This is a genomic window from Rhodanobacter sp. DHB23, assembly GCF_014842975.1.
Taxonomy (GTDB): domain Bacteria; phylum Pseudomonadota; class Gammaproteobacteria; order Xanthomonadales; family Rhodanobacteraceae; genus Rhodanobacter_A.
In genome coordinates this window covers 175,735-189,472 of the sequence record NZ_JACYXK010000025.1, presented here as the reverse complement: position 1 = coordinate 189,472, position 13,738 = coordinate 175,735, and the positions used below count along the sequence as shown (strand labels likewise).

Genomic DNA, 13,738 nt, shown 5'->3' with positions numbered 1-13,738 from the left:
CATTCCACGGGGAGACATTGATGAGCATCACCAGCGCACAACCCGCCGCCAGGCACAGCAAGGCCACCGCGATCTTCGTCTGCATCCTCGCCGCGCTGGCGGGCCTGATGTTCGGCCTCGACATCGGCGTGATCTCCGGCGCGCAGCAGTTCCTGCAGAAGGACTTCGGCATCAGCGACGACACCCTCGGCTGGATCGTCAGCGTGATGATGCTCGGCGCCGCGCTGGGCGCGCTGGTGGCCGGCTGGCTGTCCAGCCAGCTGGGCCGCAAGCGCACGATGATCCTCGGCGCCGTGCTGTTCGTCGGCGGCTCGGTGCTGTGCGGCGCGGCGCCGACGCCCGACGTACTGATCGTGGGCCGCCTCATCCTGGGCGTCGCGATCGGCCTGGCCAGCTTCACCGCGCCGCTGTACCTGGCCGAAGTGGCGCCGGAATCGATCCGCGGCGCGATGATCTCGATGTACCAGCTGATGATCACCATCGGCATCCTGGTCGCCTTCCTCTCCGACACCGCGCTCAGCTACTCGGGCAACTGGCGCTGGATGCTGGGCATCATCGCGATCCCCGGCGCGTTGTTCCTGCTCGGCGTGGCCTTCCTGCCGGAAAGCCCGCGCTGGCTGCTGATGAAGGGTCGCCAGACCGAGGCCGAGCAGGTGCTGCAGCGGCTGCTCGGCGACCGCGCCGCCATCGCCAAGGAGGTCGGCGAGATCCAGGAACAGCTGAAGACGCCGCAGGGCGGCGTGGGGATGTTCCTGCAGAACGCCAACTTCCGCCGTTCGGTGTGGCTGGGCGTGCTGTTGCAGGTGATGCAGCAGCTCACCGGCATGAACGTGGTGATGTACTACGCGCCGCGCATCTTCCAGGGCATGGGCTACGACACCGAGTCGCAGATGTGGTTCACCGCCATCGTCGGCCTGGTCAACGTGCTGGCCACCTTCATCGCCATCGGCCTGGTGGACAAGCTGGGCCGCAAGCCCATCCTGTACATCGGCTTCGTGGTGATGGCGATCGGCCTCGGCGTGGTCGGCACGATGATGAAGCTGGGCATCCACACGCACGGCGAGCAGTTCTTCACCGTGGGCATGCTGCTGGTGTTCATCGTGGGCTTCGCGATGTCGGCCGGCCCGCTGATCTGGACGCTGTGCTCGGAGATCCAGCCGCTCAAGGGCCGCGACTTCGGCATCGGCTGCTCCACCTTCACCAACTGGGTGGCGAACTGGCTGGTCGGCCTCTCGTTCCTGCCGCTGCTCAACAGCATCGGCCAGGCCGAGACGTTCTGGCTCTACGGCGCCTTCAACGTGGTGTTCATCGCGCTCACCGTCTGGCTGGTGCCGGAGACCAAGGGCGTCACGCTGGAACAGATCGAGCGCAACCTGATGGCCGGCAAGGCGTTGCGCAGGATCGGGCAGTAAGCGCCCCACCGTGACGGCCGCCGCAACGGCGGTCGTCACGCAGCGGATGCACGGCGCCGTGTCTGCCACACGTAGACCGGCAGCCCCAGCACCAGCAGGATGAGGTTCCAGTACGCCGCGTCCGCGCCCGCGCCGATGACAGCCCAGATCGAAAAGCCGAAGGCGGCGCAGGCCAGCACGGGATCGCGCAGCGGCACCGGGCGACCTTCCCGGTACGCCAGCGCCACGTCCGCCATGGCGCAGAACAGGTAGGCGATCACGTTGCCCAGGACGGTCAGCAGCACCATGAAGGTGAACATGCCGACCATGCCGCGGGTATAGTTCGCCAGCACCAGCAGACTGTTGACCCCCGCCGCGACCAGCAGGGCCGGCACCGGCGCACCGCGCTTCGACTCGCGCGCGAAGAACCTCGGGAACAAGCCGTCCCGCGCCACCGCCTGCGGGAACTGCCCGGCGACCAGCGTCCAGCCGTTGAGCGCACCGAAGCAGGAGACGGCGGCTGCGCCCGCGATCAGATACCTCGCCCAGCCGCCCCACAGGATCTGCCCCGCATCGGCGAACGGCGCCTGCGACTTCGCCAGCGCGGCTGCGGGCAGCATGCCCATCACCACCGTGGTGCAGGCCACGTACACCAGCGCCGCGATGAGGGTGCCCAGCAAGGTGGCGCGCGGGATGGTCCGCTCCGGGTCGCGCACGTGCCCCGCCGGGATCGTGGCGCACTCCAGACCGATGAACGCCATCAGCGTCGCCGCCACGCTGACGTTGATGGCGTTCCACGGCGACCCCGCGCCCTTGCCGGGTACCAGCAGGTGCGGATCGAAGTGCGCCAGGCCAAACAGCATCAGCGCCAGAAGCGGCGCGATCTTCAGCACCGTGGTCGCCACTTGCATCGCACCCGCGCTGCGCACACCGGCCATGTTCACGAGCGTGGTCACCCAGATCGCCGCCAGCGCGGCCAGCGCGCCAAACAGCGGACTGGCGCCCATCGCCGGCACGAAGATCGAGAGGTAACTGGCGAACCCCACCGCGATCGCCGCATTGCCGCCAACCGTCGAAAACCAGTAGGCCCACGCCACCAGGAAACCGACGCAGTCGCCGAAGGCTTCGCGGCTGTACGCATACGGCCCGCCGGCGCGCGGCGCGCGGCGGGCGAGGCGATAGAACACGCCGGCCAGCAGCAGCGCGCCAGCGGCGCTGACCAGCCAGCCGACCACGCTGTAGCCGCCGTAGGGCGCCAGCGTCGCGGGCAACATGAACACGCCCGAGCCAATCATGTTGCCCAGCACCAGCGCCGTGGCGGCGACCAGCCCGATCTGACGCTTGCTCGTGCCCATGCGCGATGCCCCCTGGGGAAAACCCGACTGCCCATCATTCCGGCACAGGCCGGAGACGCGTCACAACAGCGAAGCTGGTCGTCCGGTGGCCGTACAGCTCGAGCAGGCGTCGTCGTTACTGGATGACTCGCTGCGCCCGCCCCTGCGGGGCCGCCCTATGGGTGTTCTGTGCACTTCGCGCTTGTCCGGCCTGCACCGGAATGACCAGCGTCCAAACTCCCCTGATCATTGAATCCTTGGCGCAGTATCGTCCTTGTCTCCGAGCAACAACAGATAGCTCGCCGCCGACCAGCTGAAGTTCTGCGACTGGTAGCCGTTGCCGGTCAGCGGGTCGTAGTTCTCGCGGAACGTCGCCTGCCCTGCCGCCAGCCCCTTCGCGTTCAGTACCAACCGGCGCGCCATCGCATCGGCTTCCCTGGTGTAACCGTAACGCTGCAGCGCCTCGACGCCGAACAGCGACTGGTCCATCCACACCGGCCCGCGCCAGTAGCCCTTGATCGGCGAGAAGTGCGGATCGTCCGCGGCCAGCGTGGGGAACGGCATGGTGGTGGCGAACTTGCGCGCATCCATCATGGTCTTTTCGACCGCCGCGGCCTGCGCGGGCGTCGCCACGCCGGCCCACAGCGGTGCCCAGCCTTCCGAACCGTACACGCGCACCAGGTCCGGCTTGCCCAGCCTGGCATCGAAGAACCAGCCCAGCTTGGCGTCGTACATGCGCGACTGGATCGCGGCCTTCATCGCGTCGGCCTGGGCCTGCCACTGCCGCTGGTCCTGCGGCTTGCCCAGCACGCCGGCGATTTGCGCCAGTTCCGCCGCCTCGCGCTGGAGGTACGCGTTGAGATCGACGGATTCCTGGTCCAGCGACCACGCGTGTTCGCTGTTCTTGAGCATTTTCGCGCCGTCGAAACGCACGGCGTTGTCCATGCCGCTCTCCCATGCCGCGGCGATGCGCGTGCCGTCGGTGGAACCGAATTCGGCGAGGCCGTTGTGGTCGTGGTCGCGGTCGGCGAACCACCAGCGGTGGTAGCGCACCAGCTTGTCGTACATCTCCGCGAGGAAGGCGCGGTCGCCGGTGGCGCGATACACCTGCATCACCGCCCAGGTCGCCAGCGGCGGCTTGCTGTCGCGCCAGTTGTCGTCGGCGTGGTCGAGGTAGATGCAGTCGGGCACCATGCCGTCGGCGCCCTGGTAATCGAACATGGCGCGGATCTGCGCGCGCGCGAGATCCGGCGCGAACCACGCCAGCGCCGCCGCGTGCTTCCACGAATCCCAGGCCCAGAAACCGTTGAAGTCCGGATTGGAATACGAGGGGATCACACCGTCGTGGTGCAGGTCGCCGCGCGCTGCGCGCCAGTTGCCGATCAGGGTGACCACGGCCTTGGCGGCCACGCGCCGCGCCACGTCGTCGGGCAGGCCGGCGAGATGGCTGGTGTCCGCGGATTTCAGGTAGGCCGCCCAGCGCGCGCGATTCGCGTCCCACGCGTGGGCGTAGTCGATGGCGGGCGGCTGCGCCTGCGTGTCGTAGCGCAGCGTCTGCACCAAGTAGAGCGTGACGGGCTTGCCGGCTTCGAGATGCAGCGGCTGGTCCAGCGCAATGCGATAGTCGTTGCCCGATACGCTGGCGTGGTCCGCCGCCAGTCCATCCGCGTGCAACTGCGTGGTGAGCGTGGAAGGCGAACCGGCGAAGCCTTGCGTCACCGCGGCGCCATCGCTGGCAAGGTGGCTGCCCGGCAGCGGCATCGTGTTGCCGCCGATCGCCAGCTCGACGTCGCGCGCCTTGCCCGCCTCCAGCTCTATGCGCACCAGCGCGTGCCACGAGTCCGCGAAGAACAGCGTCTGCCGCACGTCCAGGCCCTGCGCCGAGAACTCGCGCTCCAGCGCACCCGGCATGGCATGGCTGGCCACGTCCTTGAGCGCGATGTCGCCGCTGGCATCACGCAAGGACAGCGCGGCAAGGCGCACGCCCGCCCACTGGCCGGCGCCGAGGCTGTGCACGAAGGGGCCGGAGAAACCCGTGCCCGCATCGCCGGCGCGCGGCAGGCTGTAGCCCTGCCACGCGCCCATGTCGAAGAAGATGTTGAAGCTGCGGTCCGCCGCCGTGCGCGGCGAGCCGTGGAAATCGAGCAGGTCCTGGTATGGCGCGGCAGGCTGGCCTGCCTGCACGGCGAATGCCGCGGCCATGGCCGCGGCAAGCAGCAGAGGCTTGATGAATGGACGCATGGAGCCGTGTCTCCGCTTGAGGCAAGCAATGACTCCCCGCTCCCACTTGTGGGAGAGGGGTTGGGGGAGAGGGTACGACTTGCCGCGAAGAGCCCCTCTCCCCAACCCCTCTCCCGCATGCGGGAGAGGGGCTCAGGCATTCCACGCGACGACTGGCGTCAGAACTTGTACTTGACCTGGAAGTTCACCTCGCGGCCCTCGATCGAGCGGGCCAGGATCACGCCGCCTTCGCTGGCGAAGCCGAACAGGCGCGCATTGCCTTCGGTGATGCCGATCTGGTTGGTCATGTTGGTGCCGCGCAGGCTCAGCACCCACTTTTCGCCGATGTTGGCGTTGGCGCCGAAGCTCAGGTCGTAGTAGCTGCCCATCGGCTGCTGCTGCAACTGGTCGCTGTAACGGTCGCCGATGTGTTCGTAGGTGGCCCAGAACTTCAGGCTGCCCCAGCGGGTCGGCACTTCGTAGGCCGGCGTCACGCGGTACTGGATTTCCGGCTGGCGGTCCACCTGCATGCCGTTGATGCTGCTGCACAGGTAGCTGCCGTCCTGCGCCTGGTACGTCACGCAGCCCGAGTAGCGGTTGTAGTGGCCGTGCATGTAGTTGCCGCTGAGCGCGAGCGTGAAGTTCTCGAACGGCTTGAGCATCACCTGCGCGTTGACGCCGTTGGTCATCGAGCCGTAGACCAGGCTGACCAGGCCCGTGCTCAACTGGATCGAGTACGGCACGCCGATGAACTGGCGGTGGTACACGCCGATGTCCGCGTAGATCCACGGCGCCTGGTACTTGAAGCCCATCTCATAGTTGTGGATGTGCTCGGTCGGCGGATTGCCGAGGTTCACGATGTCGTCGAAGCTGGGCAGGAACGCGCCGTTGTTGACGCGGCCGTACACGCTCATGTTGCTGGCCAGCTCGTAGTTGGCACCCAGCGTCCAGGAAGCCGCGCCGCGGTTCTGGCCGTAGTGGGTCCAGCTGTCGACCAGGTATTCGGCCTGGTTGTTGTAGACGGTGAGGGGGTTGTCGTCGAGGTCGCCCGACGTGGTGTTCTGGAAGTTGCCGCCGATGTTGTCGTGCTGCCAGCGCACGCCGCCGTCGAAGCGCCACTGGCCCACGGTCCAGTTGTCGGCGAGGTAGAACGCCGTCGTGGTGGCATGCCAGTGCTCGTTGAACGCCATCCACGAGGCCGGGCCCGGCGCCCAGAACAGGCCCTGGCTGTCGGTGAGCTGGTAGACGGTGCCGCCGACGTTGTAGTTCACCGCGATCGGGGTCGGGTTGCTCTTCGCCTGCAACAGCATGTTGAGGCCGTCGTCCTCCGAGTGGTCCATGCCGTACACCGCGGTGTAGTTGCCGAAGGTCAGCGTGTTGCCCTCGAAGATCTCCTTGCTCAGCTGGAACTCGTTGCTGATCGAGTGGATGCGCTTGTGGATGTACTCCGGGTTCTGCACCGTGACGTTCTGGTTCAGGTCCGCCGCCTGGCCGTTGTTGGTGTAGACCGCGGTGGCGGTGCCGCCGGCGGGCAGGCCGAAGCCTTCGGCGGAACTGGTGATGAAGTCGCCCAGCGAGCTCGGGTTGGCGCCGGTGCTGAAGAACGCCGTGGTGTCCATGTCGCCGCCGACCAGCAGCGCCTTGTCGGAGAGCGACCAGCCGTTGTCGAAGTCCAGGTCGAGGTTGGCGCCGACCACGTGCATGTCGCCGCCCTGGCCGTTGGCCATGTCGATGTTCACGCCGCCGGGCGTGCAGCCGCTGGTGAAGCAGGGCGTGGTCTGCAGGAACTGGTAGCGGTCAGCATTGCTGCCGAAGGTGCCGGTGAGCGGGTTGAACCCCGGATAGGGCGTGAACTTGCCCGCGGACGGGTTGTAGATCGGCGTGTCGGTGACCCACTGGTTCTTGTCCTTGAGGTCGCGCGCGTAGAACATCAGCGAGCCATGCTCCAGGTCGTGGCTGAGCGTGGCGCTGAGCTGGCCGCCCTTGTCCGAGGCGAACTGCGGATCGCGCACGCCGTCGGACTTGCGCCAGAAGCCGCCCACGCTGGCGTACCAGCCGCTGTTCGCGCCCAGCGGGAAGCCGTAGAAGCCGTCCAGCCGCTCCATGCCTTCCGAGCCGTAGGTGATGCCGATGTCGCCGCCGGGCTTGGAGGAGCCTTCCTTCAGGATGAAGTTCGCGATCAGGCCGGGCTGGCCGTTGCCGTACAGCACCGAGGTGCCGCCCTGCACCGCTTCGACGCGGTCGATGGTGTCGTCGATGCGGAACATCGCGTCGGTGAAGTAATCCCACTTCGGGAACAGCGGCGAGCCGTTCATCTGCAGCGTCACGAAGGGCGCGCCGCTGTCCGACGGGAAGCCGGCCACCTCGATGTTCGCGCCGGTCTCGCCGCCGGAGGATTCCGGGTACACGCCGGGCGAGAGCTTCAGCAGGTCGGCCGTGCTGACCGGATTGAGTTCGCGGATCTGTTCGCTGCTCGCCGTGGTGATCGAGTAGCTGGCGTCGATCTTGCGGATGCCGCCGACCGAGGGAGTGCCGGTGACCACGACCTGGTCCAGCGTCTGCGCGGACTTCGTGTCCGACGGCTGCGGCTTGGCCTTGCTGGTCTTCGCCGGCGCGGCCTGCTGCGTCGCGGGCTGCGTGGTGGCGTCCTGCGCGACCGCAGCGCCCGACAGCAGCATGAAGCTGATGGCGGCCGCCAAGGCGCGTCGATTGATTTGCGGGTGGTGCTTCATGTCGATCTCCCCTACCGGAGTGAATGTTGGCCTTGGTTGCTGCTCAGGCGCCTTCCCATGCGGACCTGCTCACCGGGCTCGTTGCCTCTTTTGAGCGGTCGGCTCGAACGCGAAGTCCACGCCTGTGGACCCATCGTATTACAAAATGTTTATTCATACTACAATATGAAAATAGTCAAGCGCCACGTGCGGAAACCTCCATTCGGAGACGAATGGAAAGCCGGAACCGGACAGCCATTTCGCGATTGCCGGAATCAAGCGGGGCGGCCAGGGGCCAAGCGCCTCCGACGAAAACGGGGCCTTGCGGCCCCGTGCTTTCTTTCGCCCGGCAGCCGCCCGCTCAGCCTTCGCGCAGCACCGCGTCGAGCTTTTCCAGGAACTCCGCGGCGTCGCGTCCGCTGAATACCACCGGCGGCTTGATCTTCAGCACGTTGTCGGCAGGGCCTTCGGTGGAAAGCAGGATGTGGCGGGCCTTCATCGCCTCGACCACCTGCTTCGCCCTGGCGCGGTCGGGCGTGCGCGCCGCGGCATCGCTGACCAGTTCGGCGCCGATGAACAGGCCGCAGCCGCGCACGTCGCCGATGCAGGCATGGCGCTGCTGCAGCTCGCGCAGGCCGTCCATCAGCAGGTTGCCGACCACGCGCGCATTCTCCTGCAGCCCTTCCTCGTGGATCACGTCAAGCACGGCCAGCGCGATCGCGCTGGACACCGGGTTGCCGCCGAAGGTGTTGAAGTACTCCATGCCGGTGACGAAACTGGCGGCGATCTCCGGCGTGGTGACTACGGCGCCGATGGGGTGGCCGTTGCCGATCGGCTTGCCGATGGTGAGGATGTCCGGCACCACGCCCTGCTGCTCGAACGCCCAGAAATGCTCGCCCGCGCGGCCGAAGCCCACCTGCACCTCGTCCGCGAGGCAGACGCCGCCGGCGGCGCGCACGGTCGCATAGGCTGCGCGCAGGTAACCGTCCGGCAGCACGATCTGGCCGCCGCAGCCGAGCAGCGATTCGCAGTAGAACACCGCCGGATCGAAGCCACGCTTGCGCAGCCCCGCGATCTCCGCCGGCAACTGGTCGGCGTATTGCCTGCCCGCCGTGGCCGCATCGCTGAATTCACCTTGGTAGACGTCCGGCATGCCGACCACGCCGACATGCGGCACCTGCCCTTCGCCGCCCTTGCCGTTGAACTTGTACGGACTCAACTCGACCATGGACGGCGAATGGCCGTGGTAGGCGTGGTCGAGCACCAGCACGCCACGCCGCTTGGTATGGGCGCGCGCCAAACGCAGCGCAAGGTCGTTCGCCTCGGTGCCCGAGTTGGTCAGGAATACCACCGACAGCGGCGACGGCAACGTCGCCACGAGCCGCATCGCGTACTCGACGATGTTGTCGTGCAGGTAGCGCGTGTTGGTGTTGAGCAGCGCCATCTGCGCCTGCCCGGCCGCCACCACGCGTGGATGGCAATGCCCGACGTGGCAGACGTTGTTGACCATGTCGAGGTAGCCCTCGCCGTGCTGGTCGTACAGCCACACGCCTTCGCCGCGCACGATCTTCAGCGGCTCGCGGTAGGACACGCTGAGCGTGGGATTGAGATGACGCTTGCGCAGGTCCAGCAGCTCGGCATTGCCGCGCTCGGGCACGCCGGCAAGGACGGTTTCGGCGACGGTGCGATCACTCATGGCAGGCTTCCAGGAAAGGGGCGACGATGGCGTGGGGATCGGTGCCGGCCAGCGTGCGCAGCAAGGCGCGCACGCCCTGCTGCGAGACCAGCACGAAGGGGTTGTCCGGCTGCTCGCGGTGCGCGCGCGTGGCCATCAGCACGCTGTGGCAGAGGCGCGCGAGGATGAAGGCGTGCAGTTGTTCCAGCTCCACCCGTTGCAGCGGGCACAGTTCCAGGCAGCCGCACACGATGGCCTGCGCGCAGGCCACCGGATCGGCCTCGTGCTGCATCGCGTAGGTGCAGGCGATGGCGAGTTCGCAAAGGCGGAAGCTGGTGCACATGTCGCCGAAGTCGATGACCGCGCTGACCCCGCCACCACCCTCGCCGTCCAGCGCCACGATCACGTTGAGGTCGTTGGCATCGTTGTGCAGCACGGTGATCGGCAACTGCGTGCGCCACGCAGGCAGCTGCGCGCAGAACGATTCCACCTGCGCCGCCACGATGGCGCGCAGCGCGGCGTCCTCGATGTGGTCGGTCTCGTCTCGCACGTCGGGCAGGCTCATCAGGTTCCAGTCCTGCGCGCGAGCGGCAGCCGGATGCCGGAAACCTGCAAGGCCGCGGATCAGCAGGCCCACGGCGCGGCCCAGGCTTTCATGCAATGCCGGGCGATGCTGGCGCGACACCGCGTCGATGGCCACGGCATAGGTCATGCCAGGAACGAAACTCAGCAGACGCACGTGGCGCACGCCGCCTTCCATGGGCAGCGCCAGCAGGTGTTCGCCCCCCACGCTGGGCATCACGCGCGGCCATTGCAGCGCGGGTTCGCGTGCGGCCAGCGTCAGCATGGCCTGGTTTTCCAGGTCCAGGTCGGCGCCGGCCCACGCGGGATGTGCCACCTTGAGCACGTAGTCGCCCTGCTCGCCGCTGATGCGGAAGTTCTGGTCGGCATACGAGGGTAGCGCGCGCACCACGCCCCGGATGCGCCAATGCCGGTCGGCCAGCGCCAGTGCGGCTTCGGGAGTCAATGCAGGCAAGGGTGCACACCCTGATGGCGGGAAGGCATATAGTATTACAAATAAACACCCATCCAGTTCAAGGCGAACCACCATGCGCAAGTCCCTGCTGACGGCCCTGCTCGCTGCCTTCGCGACGACCGCCGCCGCTGCCGCTCCCGCCGATACCGGCCACTGGCAGCCCTCGCAGCTGCAGGGCGCGGCGCTGCTGCACCAGCCGGAACCGACCAGCTTCGGCGTGTACTACTACCCGGAGCAGTGGCCGCAGGCGCAGTGGCAGCGCGACTTCGACGGCATGGCCAAGCTCGGCTTCAAGTTCACCCACATGGCCGAATTCAGCTGGACCTACCTGGAGCCGAAGGAAGGCCAGTACGACTTCCGCTGGCTGGACCACGCCATCGAACTGGCCCACGCGGCCGGCCTGCGCGTGATCCTCGGCACGCCCTCGGCGGCGGTGCCGAGCTGGATGGGCCAGCGCTACCCGCAGGTCTACCGCGTGGACGAGCACGGCCAGCGCCACGAGCACGGCATCCGCGCGGAGGTGTCGCTGACCGATCCCACCTACAAGGCCTTCGTGGCGAAGATCGTCACCGCGATGGCCGAGCGCTACGGCCACGACCCGCGCGTGTGGGGCTGGCAGATCGACAACGAGCCCAGCACCTTCCCCGATTTCAGCGACAGCGCGCGCAAAGCGTTCCAGGCCTGGCTGCGCAGGAAATACGGCAGCATCGACGCGATGAACGCGGCCTGGGGCGGCTCGTTCTGGAGCACGCGCTACGGCAGCTTCGACGAAGTGCTGCTGCCCAACACCACGCTGGCCGCCGAGGACAAGCTGAGCCCGCACGCCGTGCTCGACCTCGCGCGCTTCCGCGCCGACACGCAGGCACAATTCCTCGACGACCAGGCCGACATCATCCACCGGTACGCCGGCAACCGGCAGTGGGTGACCACCGACTACACCAACGTCAGCACCGACACCGACCCGCGCCGCACCCGCGACCTCGACTTCCCCACCTTCACGCTCTACCCGGTGGCCGGCACCAACGTGCTGGGCGGCGACAGCTACGCCATCGGCAAGCCGGCGAACCTGATGGAAGCCGCGGCGTATTTCCGCACCATCAACGGCACCTTCGGCGTGATGGAGCTGCAGCCCGGCCAGGTGAACTGGGCCGGGATCAATCCGCAGCCCATGCCCGGCACGGTGGGCATGTGGCTGTGGCACGCGTTCGCCTCCGGCGCCTCGCTGGTCGCCACCTACCGCTACCGCCACCCGCTGAGCGGCAGCGAGATGTACCACGAGGGCATCGTGGGCACCGACGGCGTGACGCCCTCGCGCACCGGCCGCGAATACGTAGCCACCATCCGCGACATCAAGGCGCTGGAAGCGAAACTCGACCTGAACGCCAAACTGCCCGCACGGCTCGCCGCGCGCTACACCGGCTACCTGTGGAGCCAGGACGTGTTCTGGGACCTGGAGATCCAGCCGCAGACCACGCTGTGGCACAGCTGGGCCTACCGCAACGGCTACACGCTGGCGGTGAAGACCACCGGCGCGCCGATGGATTTCATCCGCGAAAGCGACGACTTCGAGCGCTACCCCTTCCTCATCGCGCCGGCCTACCAGATGGTCAGCCCCGCGCTGGTGGCGAAGTGGAAGCGCTACGTGGAACAGGGCGGCCACCTGATCCTGACCAGCCGCACCGGGCAGAAGAACGAGCTGGGCCATTTCCCCGAAGGGCCGTGGTACGCACCCATCCTCGACCTGATCGGCGACGACGTGGACGGCTTCGACATGCTGCCGCCCAATACCGATGGCAAGGGGGCGGACGGCGAAGTGAAGGCCGACGGCCAGACGCACGCCTGGCACCGCTGGGCCGACATCCTCGTGCCGCGCCCCGGCACCGAAGTGCTCGCCACCTACGCCAACAACTATTACGCCGGCAAGGCCGCCGCCACCACGCGCAAGCTGGGCAAGGGCACGGTCACCATGATCGGCGTCTCCACCGACGACGGCGCGCTGGAGCGCGCGATCGTGCGCAGCGTCTACCAGCGCGCGGGCGTGGCCATCGAGGACCTGCCCACCGGCGTGTTCCACGAGTGGCGCGGCGGCTACGACTTCATGGTGAACTACAACCCCATGCCCTACGACGTCCGGCTGCCGGCTTCGGCCAACATCGTGCACGGGCAAACGCCGCTGGTCCCGGCAAGCGTACTGGTGTGGAAGCAGCCGTAGGAGCACACCCTGTGCGCGATGGCTCTTGCTCCGATCGAGCATCAAGGCATTCGCGCACAGAGCCTGCCCCGGACTTGATCCGGGGGTGCGCTCCTACATGGGCGGTATCATGCATACCCGGCGCGCATGGCCGTCCCCAGCGGAATGCGCAGCCAGATCCCGCCCGAGGACCCGCCGCGCATGGCCGCCGAAATCCACACCTTCATCCACCTGCTCTTCATCGGCGTGGTGGCGCTGTTCCCGGTGGTGAACCCCATCGGCACCGCCTTCGTGGTGATGCCCTACCTCGCGCCGCTGGACAAGGCCGGCAAGAAGCAGGCGGTGCGCAAGATCACCCTGTACGCGTTCTGCATCTGCACGGTCACGCTGATCGCCGGCGAATGGGTGCTGAAACTGTTCGGCCTGTCGATCCCCGTGGTGCAGCTGGCCGGCGGCATCATGATCTGCAAGATGGGCTGGGGTTTCCTCACCTCCGACAAGGACGACAGCGCCGACAGCAACACCGGCGGCGACGTCGCCGAGCCGAAGCACAAGAACATCGACAACCTGCTGTTCTACCCCCTGACGTTCCCGCTGACCACCGGCGCGGGCACCATCTCGGTGCTGCTGACTCTGAGTGCGCATGGCGCGGATACCGACCTGCGCCAGCTGGCGCTCAACATGGCGGCGATCCTGCTGGCCATCGTGGTGATGTGCGCAATGATCTCCGTGTTCTACCTCAACACCCAGCGCATCGAGCGCTACCTCGGCTCGCAGGGCGAGAAGATCTTCAACCGGCTGATCGCGTTCTTCATCTTCTGCATCGGCCTGCAGATCGCCACCACCGGACTCAAGGCGCTGTTTGGCTGACGCCGGCCCGGCAACCTGATGAGCGTCGAGTCCCAGCGGTGAGCTGATTTGCTCCTCCCCCTGCGTGCAGGGGGAGGTCGGGAGGGGGTGAACCCTGGCGAAAGACGCTCATGGATGGCTTTCGCAAGCACTTGACCCCACCCCGGCCCTCCCCTGCACGCAAAGGAGGGAGACAGAACATGGCGCGACTGGGACTCGACGCCAATCAGGTCCCGGCAAGGGAGGCGTAGAGTGGCGATGGGCGCCACGCCATCGCCCCCTCTGCCCTTGCAGGAAAAGGCCTCAAACCAAGTCTCGCCCCGCGCGACAG

8 protein-coding genes are annotated in these 13,738 nt (G+C 67.3%); 3 read left to right on the top strand and 5 right to left on the bottom strand.

Going from position 1 to position 13,738, the window contains the following annotated elements:
* The first annotated feature begins 20 nt into the window (after positions 1–20).
* Positions 21–1,412 carry a sugar porter family MFS transporter gene (locus IHE47_RS07950; RefSeq protein WP_225561697.1) on the top strand — a complete coding sequence of 464 codons (1,392 nt, stop codon included), beginning with the start codon at positions 21–23 and terminating at the stop codon, positions 1,410–1,412.
* 35 nt (positions 1,413–1,447) lie between these two features.
* Here IHE47_RS07950 and IHE47_RS07945 read toward each other — a convergent pair whose 3' ends face one another.
* The 5 genes from IHE47_RS07945 to IHE47_RS07925 form a co-directional block, all read right to left on the bottom strand.
* Entirely contained in the window at positions 1,448–2,746 is a 1,299-nt protein-coding gene (locus IHE47_RS07945) for an amino acid permease (protein ID WP_225561696.1), read from the bottom strand.
* 225 nt (positions 2,747–2,971) lie between these two features.
* On the bottom strand, positions 2,972–4,966 hold the full coding sequence (locus tag IHE47_RS07940; protein WP_192105355.1) for a trehalase family glycosidase: 1,995 nt from the start codon (positions 4,964–4,966) through the stop codon (positions 2,972–2,974).
* A 158-nt stretch (positions 4,967–5,124) separates the two neighbouring features.
* Complete coding sequence (locus tag IHE47_RS07935) at positions 5,125–7,677, bottom strand: TonB-dependent receptor (protein ID WP_192105354.1); 2,553 nt, start codon at positions 7,675–7,677, stop codon at positions 5,125–5,127.
* Positions 7,678–8,017: 340 nt separating this feature from the next.
* On the bottom strand, positions 8,018–9,352 hold the full coding sequence (locus IHE47_RS07930; RefSeq protein ID WP_192105353.1) for an aminotransferase class III-fold pyridoxal phosphate-dependent enzyme: 1,335 nt from the start codon (positions 9,350–9,352) through the stop codon (positions 8,018–8,020).
* Positions 9,345–10,367 carry a phosphotransferase gene (locus IHE47_RS07925; protein ID WP_192105352.1) on the bottom strand — a complete coding sequence of 341 codons (1,023 nt, stop codon included), beginning with the start codon at positions 10,365–10,367 and terminating at the stop codon, positions 9,345–9,347. The genes IHE47_RS07930 and IHE47_RS07925 overlap by 8 nt, the downstream gene beginning before the upstream one ends.
* Before the next feature lie 73 nt (positions 10,368–10,440).
* Here IHE47_RS07925 and IHE47_RS07920 point away from each other — a divergent pair, with 73 nt between their 5' ends.
* Together IHE47_RS07920 and IHE47_RS07915 are read left to right on the top strand one after the other, a co-directional pair.
* Complete coding sequence (locus tag IHE47_RS07920; protein WP_192105351.1) at positions 10,441–12,579, top strand: beta-galactosidase; 2,139 nt, start codon at positions 10,441–10,443, stop codon at positions 12,577–12,579.
* Between the two features lie 180 nt (positions 12,580–12,759).
* Positions 12,760–13,428 carry a MarC family protein gene (locus IHE47_RS07915; RefSeq protein ID WP_192105350.1) on the top strand — a complete coding sequence of 223 codons (669 nt, stop codon included), beginning with the start codon at positions 12,760–12,762 and terminating at the stop codon, positions 13,426–13,428.
* Positions 13,429–13,738 lie beyond the last annotated feature (310 nt).